This is a genomic window from Paratissierella segnis (assembly GCF_014385195.1).
GTDB classification, from domain to species: domain Bacteria; phylum Bacillota; class Clostridia; order Tissierellales; family Tissierellaceae; genus Paratissierella; species Paratissierella segnis.
Genome location: NZ_JACRTG010000008.1, coordinates 43,437 through 57,993, shown reverse-complemented (window position 1 = coordinate 57,993; position 14,557 = coordinate 43,437). Strand labels below are relative to the sequence as shown.

The following is a 14,557-nucleotide window of genomic DNA, read 5'->3' as shown; positions in this document are numbered from 1 at the left end:
TAAATATATAATATACCTATTATACCTACATCTCAAGGATATTCTTTGCTTCTGCTTCCAAATTTATTAATTCGCTGTTTAAGCTGTTTAAATGCCCGTCTAAATTGCCAACTATACCCTCGACTTTATTAATAACATTATCAACATTATCTATTGAATTGTTTATTTTGGATTGAACAAACCAATCAACAAAGAATCCGTCAAAGAAGAAGTCTGCAAAGGTAGCAAATCCTGAAATATTTACCCTTATATCGGTAAATTTATTTACATCACTTAATTCTTTTTGGAATGCCTTTAATAGATGTTGGACTTCATGGGAGATTTCATTAGCCTCATCTATGGCTGAATGTTTGGCAACATTGGATATAAAGCCTCCACCAAGCATATCCCAGACTCCCCAACCTTTTGCCGAATCAAGCTTTTTTCTCATTTTGGATAATGATTTATTTGCCCTTTTGCCAGCAACAATTGCCTCATGTATTTCTTTTATATCCAGTTTTATTTCATTTATTCTATCAAGTTTTTCCCTAAGGCGTCTCCCCTTATCACTATCCTCATTTAAAATAAGATTTTCTTTTTCCTTCATTGCCTTGTCGTAATCTTCCTTCACACCTATATATTTATGTAGTTCTGTATTTGCATAGTCTAGCTCTTTTTCAATTTCCTCAATTGCTCCAATGCATTCTTCATATTTTAATTTAGCCGTTAAATATTCTTCTCTTTCCTTATCCAGTTTCTCATCTTTCTTGTCCGTTAGAGAAAGAAATATGGAGCTAAAGCTAGTACCTTCTAATTTCTCAACATCCTTTTCTTCTTTCTTCAATTGTTTTTTAAGTTCTTCTAATTGGTCTCTCTTTTTATTAAGTTCTGACTCAGCCATTTTCTTTAATGATTCCAGTTTTTCTTTGATACGTAGCTTTTCTTGTAAGTCGTAAATTTTCTTATTGATTTCAGTATACATAATGGTATCCCCCCTTGTTAAACTAATTATAACATAAAAGTCCTAAGGCAAACTTAGGACTTTATCAATTACTATTTCAACATTTTCCCGATTTGATAAATCAAAATTGCTGTCAATTAAAAAATTGAGTATCCCTACTCAATTTTCTAACGGTTATTTATTGGCATTCCCTATTTCATTATGTTCAAATGAAATCTGCGCTCCTCTGATATCCTTTTTCCCCATTTTAATCACCTTATCAATACTTGTTGGTTATATTATATCAATTATAACCATTTTGGCTATCTTAAATCCACATCCTTGTTAATCTCCACAAACCTTGGGTATAACTAAATTAAGTATATTTTTAGGGAGTGATTTAATGACTAATATAAAAGTGTTTTCCGATTTTGCATGTCCATTTTGTTATATAGGTTTTTCCATTGCAGATAGATTAAGAAAAGAAAATGATGATGTAGATATTCAATATTTCCCATATGAATTAAACCCTGATATGACTATAAAAGGCGGCGATTTAACAGACAGCATTCCGCAAGAACAAATTGATATGAGCTTTAGGCGAATTGAACGATTGGGTAAGGAGTACGGCTTAGTCTATAATAACAAGACAAAAAAATTTAATACTTCAAGACTTCATAAAGCTGCCCTATACGCTGATACCATGGGGAAATTCTATGAGTTTTCCAAGGAAGCCTTCAGATATGTATTTGAATTTGGGAAGAATGTTGGAGATCCTTTTATGATTAACGACATCGGATTATATGTAGGATTGGATATAATTGAAATGAATGAAAAAATAGATAAAGGTGAATTTGATTCACAAATTGAAGATGCTCGAAAATTAAGCGTTGATTATAATATTGAAAGTGTTCCGACCTTTATCGTAGATGATGAAAGATACGTTACTGTATTAAAGGATTATGAGAGATTTAAGAAGGATTTGTTAGGATAGTTAAAGAAAGTGATTATTTGGGTAAATTATTCTAAGAGGTGAAGATTAATGAAAGTAGAATATATATATCATAGCGGTTTTACTATAGAAGCCGATGATTATTTTTTAGTCTTTGATTATTACAGAGGAGATATTACATTAAAAGATAAAAAAATCATAGTATTTTCGACCCATAAGCATCATGATCACTATAATCCAAAGATTTTAACTTGGAAGAAGAATTATCCTGATATTTCATATGTATTAAGCAGTGACATCGATGTAAGCCCATCAAAAAATATTTATAAAATAGATCCCTATGAAGAATTGAAACTACAGGATGTAGCTATAAAAGCCTTTGGCTCCACTGATTTAGGCGTTTCCTTGTTGATAAAATTGGAGGATAAAAATATATTTTTTGCCGGAGATTTGAATTGGTGGCACTGGGAAGAAGACTTTCCGGAGGATCAACTCAAGGAAGAAAAGGATTTTAAAGATGAAGTTTCGAAAATAATAGGTGAACGTATAGATGTAGCTTTCTTTCCAGTAGATCCAAGGCTTGAAGATGCATTTTATTTGGGTGCACAATATTTTATAGAAAAGTTGAAGCCTAAAATATTTTTCCCAATGCACTTTGGGGATAAGTATGAAATAATTCCTAAACTTATCAACAAAATCAATGATAACACTGTTGATATTGTTAAGATAAAAAAGAAAAATCAGGTATTTATAGTTTAAAGCTACAAGTGCAGTGACCAAAAGTTGCTTAATGAATCTGTCTCTAAAGCCATAAATGTTCTATAAGTAAATTGACACCGAAGATGTCATCCCGAGCAAGGTGCAGAGATCTTCAGTTTTGAGACCCCGATTCACTGCTTGTGTCATTCTTGAGCGTAGCGAAGAATCTATGCGTAATTCCCCAAAGCTCGACCCTAACAAACTCTTAATTGTTGTTCACTGACTAACTCTTCACTCTTAATTCTTACTTCTTCACTATCTTCTCAGTTGTGAATTGTGAACTGTGAATTGTATTAAGTTGTGAATTGTGAATTGTGAACTGTGAATTGTGAATTGAATTAAGTTGTGAACTGTGAATTGTTCCTGTAACTATTTTCATACCATTTTATCTGATTTCATGTTATAATAAACGCTATGCAGCAACTCAAATGACAAATTGCACTTGTGTTATAATATTTCGATTATAACTTTAGATAGGATGGTTAAAAAATGATTAGTGTAAACAATTTAAGTTTAAGATATGGCTCACAAAAGCTATTTGAAGACGTAAATTTAGTATTTACTCCCGGAAATTGCTATGGAGTAATTGGGGCAAACGGAGCAGGAAAAAGTACATTCCTAAAGATTTTATCCGGTGATATAGAACCTAATACAGGAGAAGTCTCCTTGGCTCCTAACATACGTATGTCCGTTTTAAAACAGGACCATTTTGAATATGATAACTGCCAAGTACTTCAAACAGTTATTATGGGAAATAAGAGGCTTCATGAAATAATGGTGGAAAAGGATGCAATATATGCTAAAGAAGATTTTTCCGATGAAGATGGCATCAAAGCTTCAGAACTGGAAGCTGAATTTGCAGAAATGGACGGCTGGAGTGCGGAATCAGAAGCCTCATCCCTATTGCAGGGCTTAGGAATACCAACTGATTTGCATGAAAAGAATGTATCCGACTTAACAGGTAATGATAAGGTTAAAGTTCTATTGGCTCAAGCTCTATTTGGTAAGCCGGGAATTTTAATATTAGACGAACCTACAAATGACTTGGATGTAAAAAGTATAAAGTGGCTTCAGGGTTTCTTAGGCGACTTTGAAGGAACAATAATAGTGGTATCCCATGATAGATATTTCTTAAATGAAGTATGTACCCATATGGTAGATATAGATTTTGGTAAAATCAAAATGTTTGTGGGAAACTATGACTTCTGGTACGAATCAAGCCAACTGGCACTTCAAATGATAAAGGATCAAAACAAGAAAAAAGAAGACAAAATTAAGGAACTGCAAACATTTATAGCTAGATTTAGTGCTAATGCATCCAAATCAAAACAAGCTACTTCCCGTAAAAAGTTATTGGAAAAAATTACATTAGATGATATAGTTCCATCAAGCAGGAGATATCCTTTTGTTGGATTTATAATGGAAAGAGAAGTTGGAAATGAAATACTGACAGTTGAAAATTTATCGAAAACTGTAGATGGAATTAAGGTGCTAAATGATATTAGTTTTAGAGTAAACAAGGGAGATAAAATCGCATTTGTAGGTGATGAAATTGGTATAACTACTCTATTTAAAATACTTATGGAAGAAATCGAACCTGACGAAGGCAGTTTTAAATGGGGTCAAACCATTACAAAATCCTATTTTCCTAAGGATAACTCAAAATTTTTCAATGATGTGGATTTAACTCTTGTAGATTGGTTAAGACAATACTCTGTTGATCAAAGTGAAATCTATATTCGTGGATTTTTAGGCAGAATGTTGTTCTCGGGCGAAGAAGCTTTGAAACAAGCCAAGGTTTTATCCGGTGGAGAAAAGGTAAGATGTATGTTATCGAGGATGATGCTAAGCGATGCAAATGTGCTTATTCTTGACCAGCCAACAAACCACCTTGACTTGGAGTCAATTACATCTGTAAATAACGGATTGATTAATTTTAAATCAAATATATTATTTACATCTCATGACCACCAGTTCATCCAAACTATAGCTAATAGAATAATTGAGATTAAACCTGAAGGATTTATTGATAGGACAATGACTTATGAAGAATATATAGAGAAATTTTATTAAATTTCTCTATATATTTTTTCTTAAATAGTTACTAAACTTATCTATGGCAATTACCATTAAGGATACTCCCAAAAGAAGAAATCCTACCTTTTCCCAATTTCTCCAAGTGATATTCATGGAAAGAGCTGTACCTATACCACCGGCTCCGATTACACCTAAAATCGTTGAATTTCTGATATTGGATTCCAATCTATATAGCATAAGGCTTACAAAGGTGGACAAAGTATGGGGTACCAGCCCATGTCTATAGCTTTGTAGGCTTGTGGTTCCCACCACTAAGACACTGTCTTGTATATTCTTTTCACTGCTTTCCAATACCTCGCTATACATTTTGGTTAGAACTCCGGTAGTGTATATGCTTAATGCCATGGCACCCGCAAGCGGTCCAGGACCAACCCCTCTGAAAAATATAATTGCAGTAATAATAGGCGGAAATGTTCTCAAGATATTTATAATTCCTTTTAAAATTAATGAAACTGCCCTATTTGGCGAAGTATTATATGCTGTAAAATATGAAAGTATAATTGCAAAAAATCCACCAACAATAGTAGCAAAAATAGCAATAAAAAAGCTTTCTTTTATTCCTTCAATGAGCTTAGAATAATATGAAAAGTCCATTCTAATCATTCTTGAAATTATCTGATTTCCTTGTTCTAACCCCAATAACAATCTATCATAACTTATATCAAATGACTTGAAAACCAAGACAAACAATCCAATAATAATTAAAGGTATATAGATCAATTTGGAACTCTTATATTTTCTATAACTTTCAAGGGATTTAAATTTTATTCGTGACTTTTTTAACATCCTCCTTAGAAATAGGCTAATTAAATCAATTAAAAAAATCGTTAAAAACAGTATGAGTATTAATGTTCCAAGATTGTCATATCTTAAATGATTTAAGTCCCTCCACATGATTTGCCCTATTCCTCCTGCACCGACTAAACCCAATATTGTTGCACTTCTGATATTGGTTTCAAAAACATTAAAGAATACAGAAACTGACAATTCCAGTATATGAGGCAGTACACAATATCTCAAAACTTGCATGGAATTTGCTCCAACGGATATGGTTGAATTTAACTGATTTTCATTAATAGATTCAATATATTCTCTAAATAACTTTAAAGACATCAAAAAGGCTATTATTGTCAATGCAACAATTCCCGAAAACTTGCCTATGCTAAAAATACTTACTAAAAGAGCAGCCCATATTAACCCGGGTATGGTCCTGAAAAATGAAAATACAGCCGTCAATATTTTAGCCACTAATTTATTAGGAGTAATATTTTCTGCTACAAGCAAAGAAAATGGTAAAGCTAAAATAACTCCTAAAATAGATGACACTATAGCTATTTGTATGGTCTCCAAAAGTTTTTCAAAGACTTCACCGCTGTAGGATAAGTTGGGATTTAACATCCTTTCAAACAATGCAAACATATCAGGCATACCCTTAAAAAGCCTTATGAAATCAAACTCTACTTTGAACCCTAAATATAATAAAATAATGATAATCCCGAGAGTAAAGAATATTCTTTTGATTTTCTTTCTAGCTATATAAGTTTTCAAGAAGTCTATCATCTATTTCACCCGGTCTTCCATCGAAAATAATCTTTCCCTTTTTTAAAGCTACGATTCTGTTGCAATATTTCTTTGCTATATTTACATCATGAAGATTTATTAGTATTGTAATATTCTTTTTTTCATTCACTTTTTTGAAATAATCCATAATGTTTTGAGATGTGGCGATATCCAGACTTGCTACAGGTTCATCAGCCAAGATTATCTTTGGTCTTTGACATAGTGTCTTTGCTATGGCTACTCTTTGTTTTTGACCTCCGCTAAGCTCTCCTGCACGAACAAACATCTTTTCGCTAAGTCCTACTTGTTTTAATGCAGTAATTGCCCTTTCATAATCATCATCACTAAAAAGTCCCAGTAAAGACTTTAAGGGGGACTTGTAACCAAGTCTCCCTATCAATACATTATCCAATACTGTGGATCTTTCTATCAGGTTATAATCCTGAAATACAAATCCAATGGATTTTCTCATATTTCTCAACTGAGCATCACTTAAGCCGGTAACATCTATATCATCCATAAATACTTTCCCTTTATAAGGTCTTACGAGCAAATTTATAGTCTTTAATAGACTGGATTTACCACTTCCGCTGGAACCGATTATCCCTACAAATTCTCCCTGATTTACTTCTAAATTTACATCATCTACAGCCAATACTTTTCCATCATATATTACAGTTATATTCTCCAATCTTAGCATAAAATTCGCTCCTATTCAGCCGCTTTTAAATCAACATCCATTGTTTCTGCTGTAGTCCTGATAATATCATAATCCGCATCTGTTGCTTCAGTAAATCCATACATATTGAATAAGTCTTTAAGCAATGATTTTCCCTCATCCGTAGAGGCTATATTTAATAATGCATTTTTGATTTTATCCTGCATATCTTTTTCCATGTTTCCTCTTATGGTTACACTGATATTAGGAATATATTCAGTATATCCCAATATTTCGGTTTTTTCATTAGCATCAGGAAAATCCTTCTCATATCTGTCCCTGACATCTACAAAGGTTGTAGCTACATCCACATCCCCATTCAATAATAATTGCAAAGACTTATCATGTCCGCCACTATAAACATATTGAATATCCTTTTCTAAATCTATACCCTCTTTAATAAGATGAGCACCAGGGAATAAATATCCCGATGTGCTGGATGGGTCAACAAATGCAACTTTTTTTCCCTTAATATCTGCAAAAGACTTGATTCCACTATCTTTTCTTACTATAAATTGAGAGCGATATTTAGCCTCTAAATCCTTATTCAAAGCTGTCAATATTACCTGTGCATTGCTTTCCTTGTTAGCTAATACATAAGCAAATGGCGGAATAAATCCAAAGTCCACTTGACCTGAACCTAATCCTTCAACAACTCCTACATAATTTGTAGCTGTAAATCCTTCAACTTTGACACCAAGTTCCTTTGACAACATTTCAGTCAACGGTTCTACTGATTCTATCAATTTATCACCATCACGCATGGGCACAAATCCCATAGTAATTACTTCTTCTTTTTTGGGAGTACAGCCAATCAATGAGATTGTCATTAGAACTGCCAATAAAATAAGTGATAATCTTCTCATATCAAATCCCTCCAAATTAATCTTTCTAATTTCAGTGTACTACATATTTAAACTCATTTCAATACACTTTATATAATTATTTTATTCTGTATCTATCCGCATCGGTACACTTGCCATAAAAAATACCAACCGCATAATAAGAGGGAAATTTTACTGTACGGTTGGTTAAAAGCTATTAAAAGTTAATAGTGTTTTTTAATTTAATTTGGTAAATACTATTTCCAATTTGGATTCATTACCATTTCTTATTATTGAAATATTCGCCCTGTCTCCTTGTTTATACTTATATAAAGCCTTTTTAACCTGACTCATGCTGTCTATTTCAATATCGTCTATCTTTGTTATTACATCTCCATTATACAAACCTGCTTTGTCCGCCGGAGAGCCTTTTTCAACTTGAATAATTACTAGACCTGTGTCAACCGGAAGTTTGACTCCTACTCTGCCTTCATATTCTTCTACGGACATACCTGAGATACCCATATATACCGTCTTATATGAACCCTTTTTAAGCACTTCATTCACTATAGCCTTTGCTTGATTGATTGGTATGGAGAAACCTAGCCCTTCTCCGGATGTGATCTTTGCAGTATTTATACCTATTACTTCACCCTTACTATTTAATAATGGTCCTCCGCTATTTCCGGGGTTTATTGAAGCATCGGTTTGAATTAAATCATCTATTACCGTTACTTGATCTACCTGAACCGATCTATGAAGACCGGAAATAATCCCTGAAGTAACTGATCTTTGGAACTCCAAGCCCAGTGGATTACCAATAGCTATTGCAATTTCTCCTACTTCCAAATCATCTGAATCACCTAATGTTGCTACCGGAAGCCCTGTTACGTCTACTTTGACAATTGCCAAATCAAGTGTCGCATCATACCACAATACTTTGCCTTGTACCTTATCGCCATTGTCAAACAACACCCTTATGTCCTTAGCATTCCCATTTGCAACTACGTGTGAATTCGTTAGAATATATCCATCGCTATCTACTATTAGCCCTGAACCTACCCCTGAAACGTCTCTTTGTCCAAACCAAAATAGATCCTGAGTTTCTATGGTAGTAATTCCTACTACTGAACTCATAGCCTTCTTAGCTACTGCAGAAACTGTGGAAATATCATCATTAGTATTGATGGTTATCGCTTGAGGAGTATATTCTTTGCTTGCTAAAGTTGTATCTTTAAATATCATTGGAGCAATGAAAGTAGATGCCAAGCCCCCTACTATGGAGCATACTAGGGCTAAGGCCACATAAGAAAACATACTTCCTCTAAATTTTCTTTTCTTTTTATTCGGTTTCTTAGGATCGTATGACGAACTTTGCTCGCCTTTATTTTCATTTTCATCTTGTGTATTCACCAATATAAAGCCTTGATCGTTATTATATCTTTCATCGTTATTGAATCTGTTATCATCCATATTTAACACCCCTATCTTTATTTATAAATGATTAATTATAAATTATCTTTTCAATTTTACATTGCGAACTTCCACCGAAAGTGTCATACGTAGGGGCGGATGACCCTATCCGCCAGCTAGAATCCCATATTTCATTGAGTTTCAATAGGCATTGGGATCCTTCCCTTCACTCAGGATGACATCTTGCAGAATTAATACTGCCTTTTGTTGTTTACTGTTCACTATGTTTTTACTTATTACCTATTACCTATCTTTTCTGTTCCTCACTCTTCACTTTCTTATTTTAATATTACCCATAAATTGTATAAAAAATATGGTTAAATTGTGTTTTTGTTGTGGGATTTTTGTTAATAGCTTTACAAATTTGGTATAATAAACAAAAGAAAGCTTAGGGGTGATTTTATGTCCTATAGAATATATTTAGTAGAAGATGACAAGAACCTAAATCTAGTGCTAACTACATATTTAGAGAAAGAAGGATGGATTATCACGTCATTTTTAACGGGAAAGGAAGCTCAAAGTCAAATATTAAATCCTCCCGATCTATGGATTTTGGACATTATGCTGCCTGATATAGATGGATATCAGCTCATAAGAGAAATCAAGTATAAGTCGCCAGACGTTCCTGTTATTTTTATATCCGCCAGAGATGCGGATATTGACAGAGTCGTAGGTCTTGAACTGGGGAGTGATGATTATCTTCCGAAACCATTTTTACCCAGAGAACTTGTTATTAGGGTTAGAAATTTATTGGATAGGTTCAATCGAGACCAACAAATTATTTATAGTTTACCCCCATATGCTATAAATACAGACAGCAGAATTGTAAGCCTAAATGACAAGATAATAGATTTAACATCAAAGGAATATGATTTACTCAATTATCTTTTAAATAATCTGGGCGTAGCATTGTCAAGAGAGCAAATTCTTAATAATATTTGGGGAAATGATTATTTTGGCTCAGATAGAGTTGTAGATGATTTGATACGCAGGCTTAGAAAAAAAATGCCGAAATTGGACTTAGAAACTGTCTACGGATATGGTTATAGGGTGAATAAAAAATGAAAAATTATCCTTTATCAATCCAAATATGGATAGTATTTGTAAGCATAACAATGGCAATTTCAATATTATTGTCCTTTATAATGCCCCTTACATTAAGGGATTTCTTTACCAAGGAGATCTATAAAACCATAGACTCAGCTCAAGAAATTATATTCAACCAATTTGAAATAAATGATATAGATGAAGATATTTTCGGAACCGATCAATTTAAGGATGTACGTACGGTCAGACATTTGTTGATTTACGAAGGAAATCACGTGGTTTTAAGCTCTCCTATTTCCATCGATTTTCTTAGACAAGTAAAGGAGGATATAGAAACCCAAAGGAATGTATCTAAACATTATACCGGAAAAATAAATCAGGAAAGGGTCTTTTACACAATCACCAAGGGGAAAGCTTTTGGCCGTGACGCATACTTAGTATCCTATATGGGTGATTCATATAGGGAAGATCTGGTTAATACACTTTTTAAAAAGCTATTGAATACAATGATTATTGTCATATTACTCAGCTGGATACCGGCAATACTCTTATCAAGATATCTTTCAAGCCCGCTCGTTAGCCTTCAACAAAGGGTAGATAGGCTTGCAAACAAGGAATGGAGCGATCCTATTGCAGTAGATAGGAAAGATGAAATAGGCAAGCTTGGCAATTCCATAGAAGAATTGAGGACCGAACTCATCCGTCAAGATGAGGCTGAACAATCTTTTCTTCAATATATTTCCCATGAGTTGAAGACCCCTGTAATGGTAATAAGAAGCTATACTCAGGCAATCAATGATGGAATCTTTCCCGGTGGAGATTTGAAAAACTCAATTGAGATTATAGATAACGAAGCTGAGAGACTTGAAAAGAGAATCAGAAACCTTCTTTATTTAACTAAGCTTGATTATTTAGAAAATCACAACCAAGAGAACCTAAAGACATTTCCTTTAGATAAGCTAATCAAAGATGTGGTGGATAGATTGAATTGGAGCAGGAAAGATTTGGATTGGATTATTGAACTGGATGAGGTCAATATAAACGGAGATTTAGAACAATGGAAAATTGTACTGGAAAATTTGATTGATAATCAAATTCGCTATGCCAAGTCATCAATCCAAATTTCCTTGAAGAAATCCAGAAAAAAAACTTATCTAAAAATATATAATGACGGAGATCATATTGACCAAGCTTTACTGGATAATATGTTTAAAGAATACAATAAAGGATATAAGGGAGAATTCGGACTTGGATTAGCAATAGTAAAAAGAATATTAGATATCTACAATTCAACTATTTATGCTAAAAATGAAGAAATCGGCGTATCCTTTAATATAGAGATAGACGAAAACCCAAAAAAGGAGGCTTAATTCTATGAACAACTTAAGCTATTTAACATCTGATCTGCCTGAGGATATTAAAAATCTTGTCACAATCGGAAATTTCGAAGAAGCAAATAAGCTGATAGATATTTATTTGAATAGAAATATCTCATCTATGCTAAAAGACAGATTGATATTTGAAAAACACAGAATGAATATCTTAAAACGGGAGTATCCCTATAATTACGATGAAGCTCTTAATTTATTACAGGACAGAATAGATGATCTTACAAAAGAAGAATTTAACACATTGAAGCTCCAGAGATACATGGACTGGATATTTGTAGATGGTAGAATTATGTTTCATAAAAATTTTTATTCAAATATATTGAAAGTCAATCAAAACATAAAAAACAGACTTAAAAATAGAAACAGTGAAAAGGAAAGTACCTTATTAGATGATACGGTAAATGATATCATATCAAAGGGAGAGAAAAAATATTTTATCCACTTAAAAACAGGGATTGAATTAAAGGACGAAGGAACAAGAATTGGAGAGAAACTAAGGGTTTATATCCCTATCCCCCAAAATGCCGATCAAATAAAAAATATAAAAATACTAAACACCTCCCATGAGATATCCTATATATCTCCCGAAAGCTATCCTCAAAGGACAATATATTTTGAAACAGAAGTAAAGGGTAGGGATAAATTTACTGTAGAATATTCCTACGAAAATCACATAAAATACAATGAATTGGATTATGATAATGTATCCAATATACAGCCTGTATTCCATACAGAAGAATGGCCTCCGCATATTGTCTTTACCCCATTTTTAGTAGACCTTGCTAATGAGATAGTGGGTTGTGAAACAAATCCGCTTAAAAAGGCAAGGAAAATATATGATTATATAACGAAAAATGTTCAGTACTCCTATGTAAGGCCATATCAGGCTATATTAAACATTGCAGAATATTGTGCATATAATCTGAAAGGTGATTGCGGTGTTCAAGCTCTATTGTTTATAACTTTATGTAGGATAGCAGGCATACCGGCTAGATGGCAATCCGGTCTATATGTCAATCCGGAATATATAGGCTGCCATGATTGGGCAAATATATATGTGGAGCCTTATGGTTGGCTATTTGCAGACCCGTCTTTTGGAGGGGGAGCATATAGAAATAAGAATGAAAAAAGGTGGAATTTTTATTTTGGTAATTTAGATCCCTTTAGAATGGTAGCCAATTCTGAATTTCAATATGATTTATTACCTGAAAAGAAATTCTTAAGGTCAGATCCTTATGACAATCAAGTTGGAGAGGTAGAATACTTTGACAAGGCTATTCAAGATGGAGAAGGATTTGAGCCCATAATGGAGATTGTAGATGTACATGAGATTTAAAATGGGATGGGTTCAACCCCATCCCTATCTATTGCCTTGTTTTAATTCGCTTCTTTTGACTTAAGCTTTTCTTTTAAAAATCTTATATCCTCTTGAATAAATCTGTGATTTACTTCTTCAACATTAAAATTAACGGTTTTAAATACCAGTTGGAATATAGGGCCGCCTAAAAAGGCCATTACAACAGTTCCTATTCCTATACTGCCTCCAAGAAGATATCCGATTATTACAGCTCCCAATTCAATTACACTTTTATTAAATCGTACTGTCTTCCCTGTTCTTTTAGTCAATATTACCATCAATCCATCTCTGGGTCCCACCCCCAAACCAACATTCACATATAGCCAGCATCCATAACCCTGAACTATCAATCCCAATAAAATCATTAAAAGTCCGGTAAATAATCCATTAGCTGTGGGAATCAAATTATTAATCATTAAAATATCCATAAAAGTTCCTATTGACAACATATTCACAATAGTAGCCCATCCTATTGGTTGTCCCAATACAATATCCAAAACAGTTATTAAAAAGGCAACTGCTATACTGGCTTGCCCTAAAGTTATATTAATAACCCCGGATAAACCTTGATGAAATACATCCCATGGGGATAACCCAAGATTAGCATTTATGGTCATTACAACCCCTACCGCATACACAAACAACCCTATTATAAGCTTAACAATTCTTATTATATTTTTTTCCATTTATGTTCCTTCTTTATGTTTATTTTAGGATTAATTCAACTGGACAGTGGTCAGAGCCCATAACATCACAATGTATATCAGCTGATTCAAGTCTATCCGCCAAGTCTTCTGAAACTATAAAATAATCGATTCTCCAACCTGCATTTCTTTCACGAGCTTTTCTAAGATAGGACCACCAAGTATAAGCCCCTTCTGTATCAGGATAAAAATACCTATAAGTATCCACATAGCCTGACCCCAACAATACAGTCATCTTATCTCTTTCTTCGTCAGTAAATCCTGCATTTTTTCTATTTGTTTTAGGATTTTTCAAATCTATTTCCTTATGGGCAACATTCAAGTCCCCGCATATTACAACAGGCTTATTCTCTTTTAATCTATTTAAGTAATCTCTAAAATCATCCTCCCATATCATTCTATAATCCAGTCGTGCAAGCTCCGGTTTAGAATTGGGAGTATAGACGTTTACCAAATAAAAATCATCATATTCACAGGTTATAACTCTGCCTTCTTTATCATGATCTTCAATTCCTATGCCATAATTAACCGTTATAGGTAATACCTTGGTAAATACCGCCGTACCTGAATATCCCTTCTTTTGTGCATAATTCCAATACTGATGATAGCCTTCTAAGTCCAACTCAACTTGTCCATCTTGCAGCTTTATTTCTTGAAGGCAAAAAATATCCGCATCAATATCATTAAAAAATTCCATAAAATTCTTTTTTAAGATTGCTCTAAGTCCATTAACATTCCACGAGATAAGCTTCATAA

At 33.4% G+C, this 14,557-nt stretch carries 13 protein-coding genes; 6 read left to right on the top strand and 7 right to left on the bottom strand.

Translation table 11 applies throughout. The annotated features are described in order from the left end of the window. Positions 1 to 25: 25 nt before the first annotated feature. Positions 26 to 961, bottom strand: a complete 936-nt coding sequence (locus H8707_RS02775; protein ID WP_262428632.1) for a hypothetical protein — start codon at positions 959 to 961, stop codon at positions 26 to 28. A 361-nt stretch (positions 962 to 1,322) separates the two neighbouring features. Here H8707_RS02775 and H8707_RS02770 point away from each other — a divergent pair, with 361 nt between their 5' ends. From H8707_RS02770 to H8707_RS02760, 3 genes are all read left to right on the top strand, one after another. Then, positions 1,323 to 1,913, top strand: a complete 591-nt coding sequence (locus tag H8707_RS02770; RefSeq protein ID WP_262428631.1) for a DsbA family oxidoreductase — start codon at positions 1,323 to 1,325, stop codon at positions 1,911 to 1,913. A gap of 48 nt (positions 1,914 to 1,961) precedes the next feature. After that, on the top strand, positions 1,962 to 2,630 hold the full coding sequence (locus H8707_RS02765) for an MBL fold metallo-hydrolase (RefSeq protein WP_262428630.1): 669 nt from the start codon (positions 1,962 to 1,964) through the stop codon (positions 2,628 to 2,630). Positions 2,631 to 3,119: 489 nt separating this feature from the next. Beyond that, positions 3,120 to 4,703 (top strand): ABC-F family ATP-binding cassette domain-containing protein, encoded by a 1,584-nt coding sequence (locus H8707_RS02760; RefSeq protein ID WP_262428629.1) that lies wholly within the window; start codon positions 3,120 to 3,122, stop codon positions 4,701 to 4,703. Between the two features lie 6 nt (positions 4,704 to 4,709). Here the strand turns inward: H8707_RS02760 and phnE are convergent, their stop codons facing one another. The 4 genes from phnE to htrA all read right to left on the bottom strand — a co-directional run bounded on the left by phnE (position 4,710) and on the right by htrA (position 9,302). Beyond that, a complete protein-coding gene (gene phnE, locus H8707_RS02755) occupies positions 4,710 to 6,287 on the bottom strand; it encodes a phosphonate ABC transporter, permease protein PhnE (protein ID WP_262428628.1) in 1,578 nt (525 codons plus the stop codon). Next, the gene (gene phnC / locus H8707_RS02750; protein ID WP_262428627.1) at positions 6,256 to 6,987 is read right to left on the bottom strand and encodes a phosphonate ABC transporter ATP-binding protein; all 732 of its coding nucleotides are present in this window, start codon (positions 6,985 to 6,987) and stop codon (positions 6,256 to 6,258) included. Before phnC ends, phnE begins: the two co-directional genes overlap by 32 nt. A gap of 11 nt (positions 6,988 to 6,998) precedes the next feature. After that, positions 6,999 to 7,871: a phosphate/phosphite/phosphonate ABC transporter substrate-binding protein gene (locus tag H8707_RS02745; RefSeq protein ID WP_262428626.1), complete on the bottom strand. Its 873-nt coding sequence runs from the start codon at positions 7,869 to 7,871 to the stop codon at positions 6,999 to 7,001. A gap of 195 nt (positions 7,872 to 8,066) precedes the next feature. Further along, entirely contained in the window at positions 8,067 to 9,302 is a 1,236-nt protein-coding gene (gene htrA / locus H8707_RS02740) for a serine protease HtrA (protein WP_262428625.1), read from the bottom strand. Between the two features lie 402 nt (positions 9,303 to 9,704). Here htrA and H8707_RS02735 point away from each other — a divergent pair, with 402 nt between their 5' ends. Genes H8707_RS02735 through H8707_RS02725 form a run of 3 tightly spaced genes read left to right on the top strand, consistent with a single transcriptional unit; the run spans position 9,705 to position 13,076 of the window. Continuing rightward, on the top strand, positions 9,705 to 10,367 hold the full coding sequence (locus H8707_RS02735) for a response regulator transcription factor (protein ID WP_262428624.1): 663 nt from the start codon (positions 9,705 to 9,707) through the stop codon (positions 10,365 to 10,367). Continuing rightward, entirely contained in the window at positions 10,364 to 11,719 is a 1,356-nt protein-coding gene (locus tag H8707_RS02730) for a sensor histidine kinase (protein ID WP_262428623.1), read from the top strand. Before H8707_RS02735 ends, H8707_RS02730 begins: the two co-directional genes overlap by 4 nt. Positions 11,720 to 11,723: 4 nt before the next feature. Beyond that, positions 11,724 to 13,076, top strand: coding sequence for a transglutaminase-like domain-containing protein (locus tag H8707_RS02725; RefSeq protein ID WP_262428622.1), 1,353 nt, complete (start codon positions 11,724 to 11,726; stop codon positions 13,074 to 13,076). A gap of 41 nt (positions 13,077 to 13,117) precedes the next feature. Here the strand turns inward: H8707_RS02725 and H8707_RS02720 are convergent, their stop codons facing one another. Then, entirely contained in the window at positions 13,118 to 13,783 is a 666-nt protein-coding gene (locus H8707_RS02720; RefSeq protein WP_262428621.1) for a YczE/YyaS/YitT family protein, read from the bottom strand. 19 nt (positions 13,784 to 13,802) lie between these two features. Beyond that, the gene (locus H8707_RS02715) at positions 13,803 to 14,555 is read right to left on the bottom strand and encodes an exodeoxyribonuclease III (RefSeq protein WP_262428620.1); all 753 of its coding nucleotides are present in this window, start codon (positions 14,553 to 14,555) and stop codon (positions 13,803 to 13,805) included. Positions 14,556 to 14,557 lie beyond the last annotated feature (2 nt).

Excerpts from the sequence above, each read along its gene's own strand:
- H8707_RS02715 (WP_262428620.1), bottom strand. The coding sequence starts at position 14,555 with ATGAAGCTTATCTCGTGGAATGTTAATGGACTTAGAGCAATCTTAAAA.
- H8707_RS02725 (WP_262428622.1), top strand. The coding sequence starts at position 11,724 with ATGAACAACTTAAGCTATTTAACATCTGATCTGCCTGAGGATATTAAA.
- H8707_RS02720 (WP_262428621.1), bottom strand. The coding sequence starts at position 13,783 with ATGGAAAAAAATATAATAAGAATTGTTAAGCTTATAATAGGGTTGTTT.
- phnC (WP_262428627.1), bottom strand. The coding sequence starts at position 6,987 with ATGCTAAGATTGGAGAATATAACTGTAATATATGATGGAAAAGTATTG.
- H8707_RS02765 (WP_262428630.1), top strand. The coding sequence starts at position 1,962 with ATGAAAGTAGAATATATATATCATAGCGGTTTTACTATAGAAGCCGAT.
- H8707_RS02760 (WP_262428629.1), top strand. The coding sequence starts at position 3,120 with ATGATTAGTGTAAACAATTTAAGTTTAAGATATGGCTCACAAAAGCTA.
- H8707_RS02730 (WP_262428623.1), top strand. The coding sequence starts at position 10,364 with ATGAAAAATTATCCTTTATCAATCCAAATATGGATAGTATTTGTAAGC.
- H8707_RS02770 (WP_262428631.1), top strand. The coding sequence starts at position 1,323 with ATGACTAATATAAAAGTGTTTTCCGATTTTGCATGTCCATTTTGTTAT.
- htrA (WP_262428625.1), bottom strand. The coding sequence starts at position 9,302 with ATGGATGATAACAGATTCAATAACGATGAAAGATATAATAACGATCAA.
- phnE (WP_262428628.1), bottom strand. The coding sequence starts at position 6,287 with ATGATAGACTTCTTGAAAACTTATATAGCTAGAAAGAAAATCAAAAGA.
- H8707_RS02745 (WP_262428626.1), bottom strand. The coding sequence starts at position 7,871 with ATGAGAAGATTATCACTTATTTTATTGGCAGTTCTAATGACAATCTCA.
- H8707_RS02735 (WP_262428624.1), top strand. The coding sequence starts at position 9,705 with ATGTCCTATAGAATATATTTAGTAGAAGATGACAAGAACCTAAATCTA.
- H8707_RS02775 (WP_262428632.1), bottom strand. The coding sequence starts at position 961 with ATGTATACTGAAATCAATAAGAAAATTTACGACTTACAAGAAAAGCTA.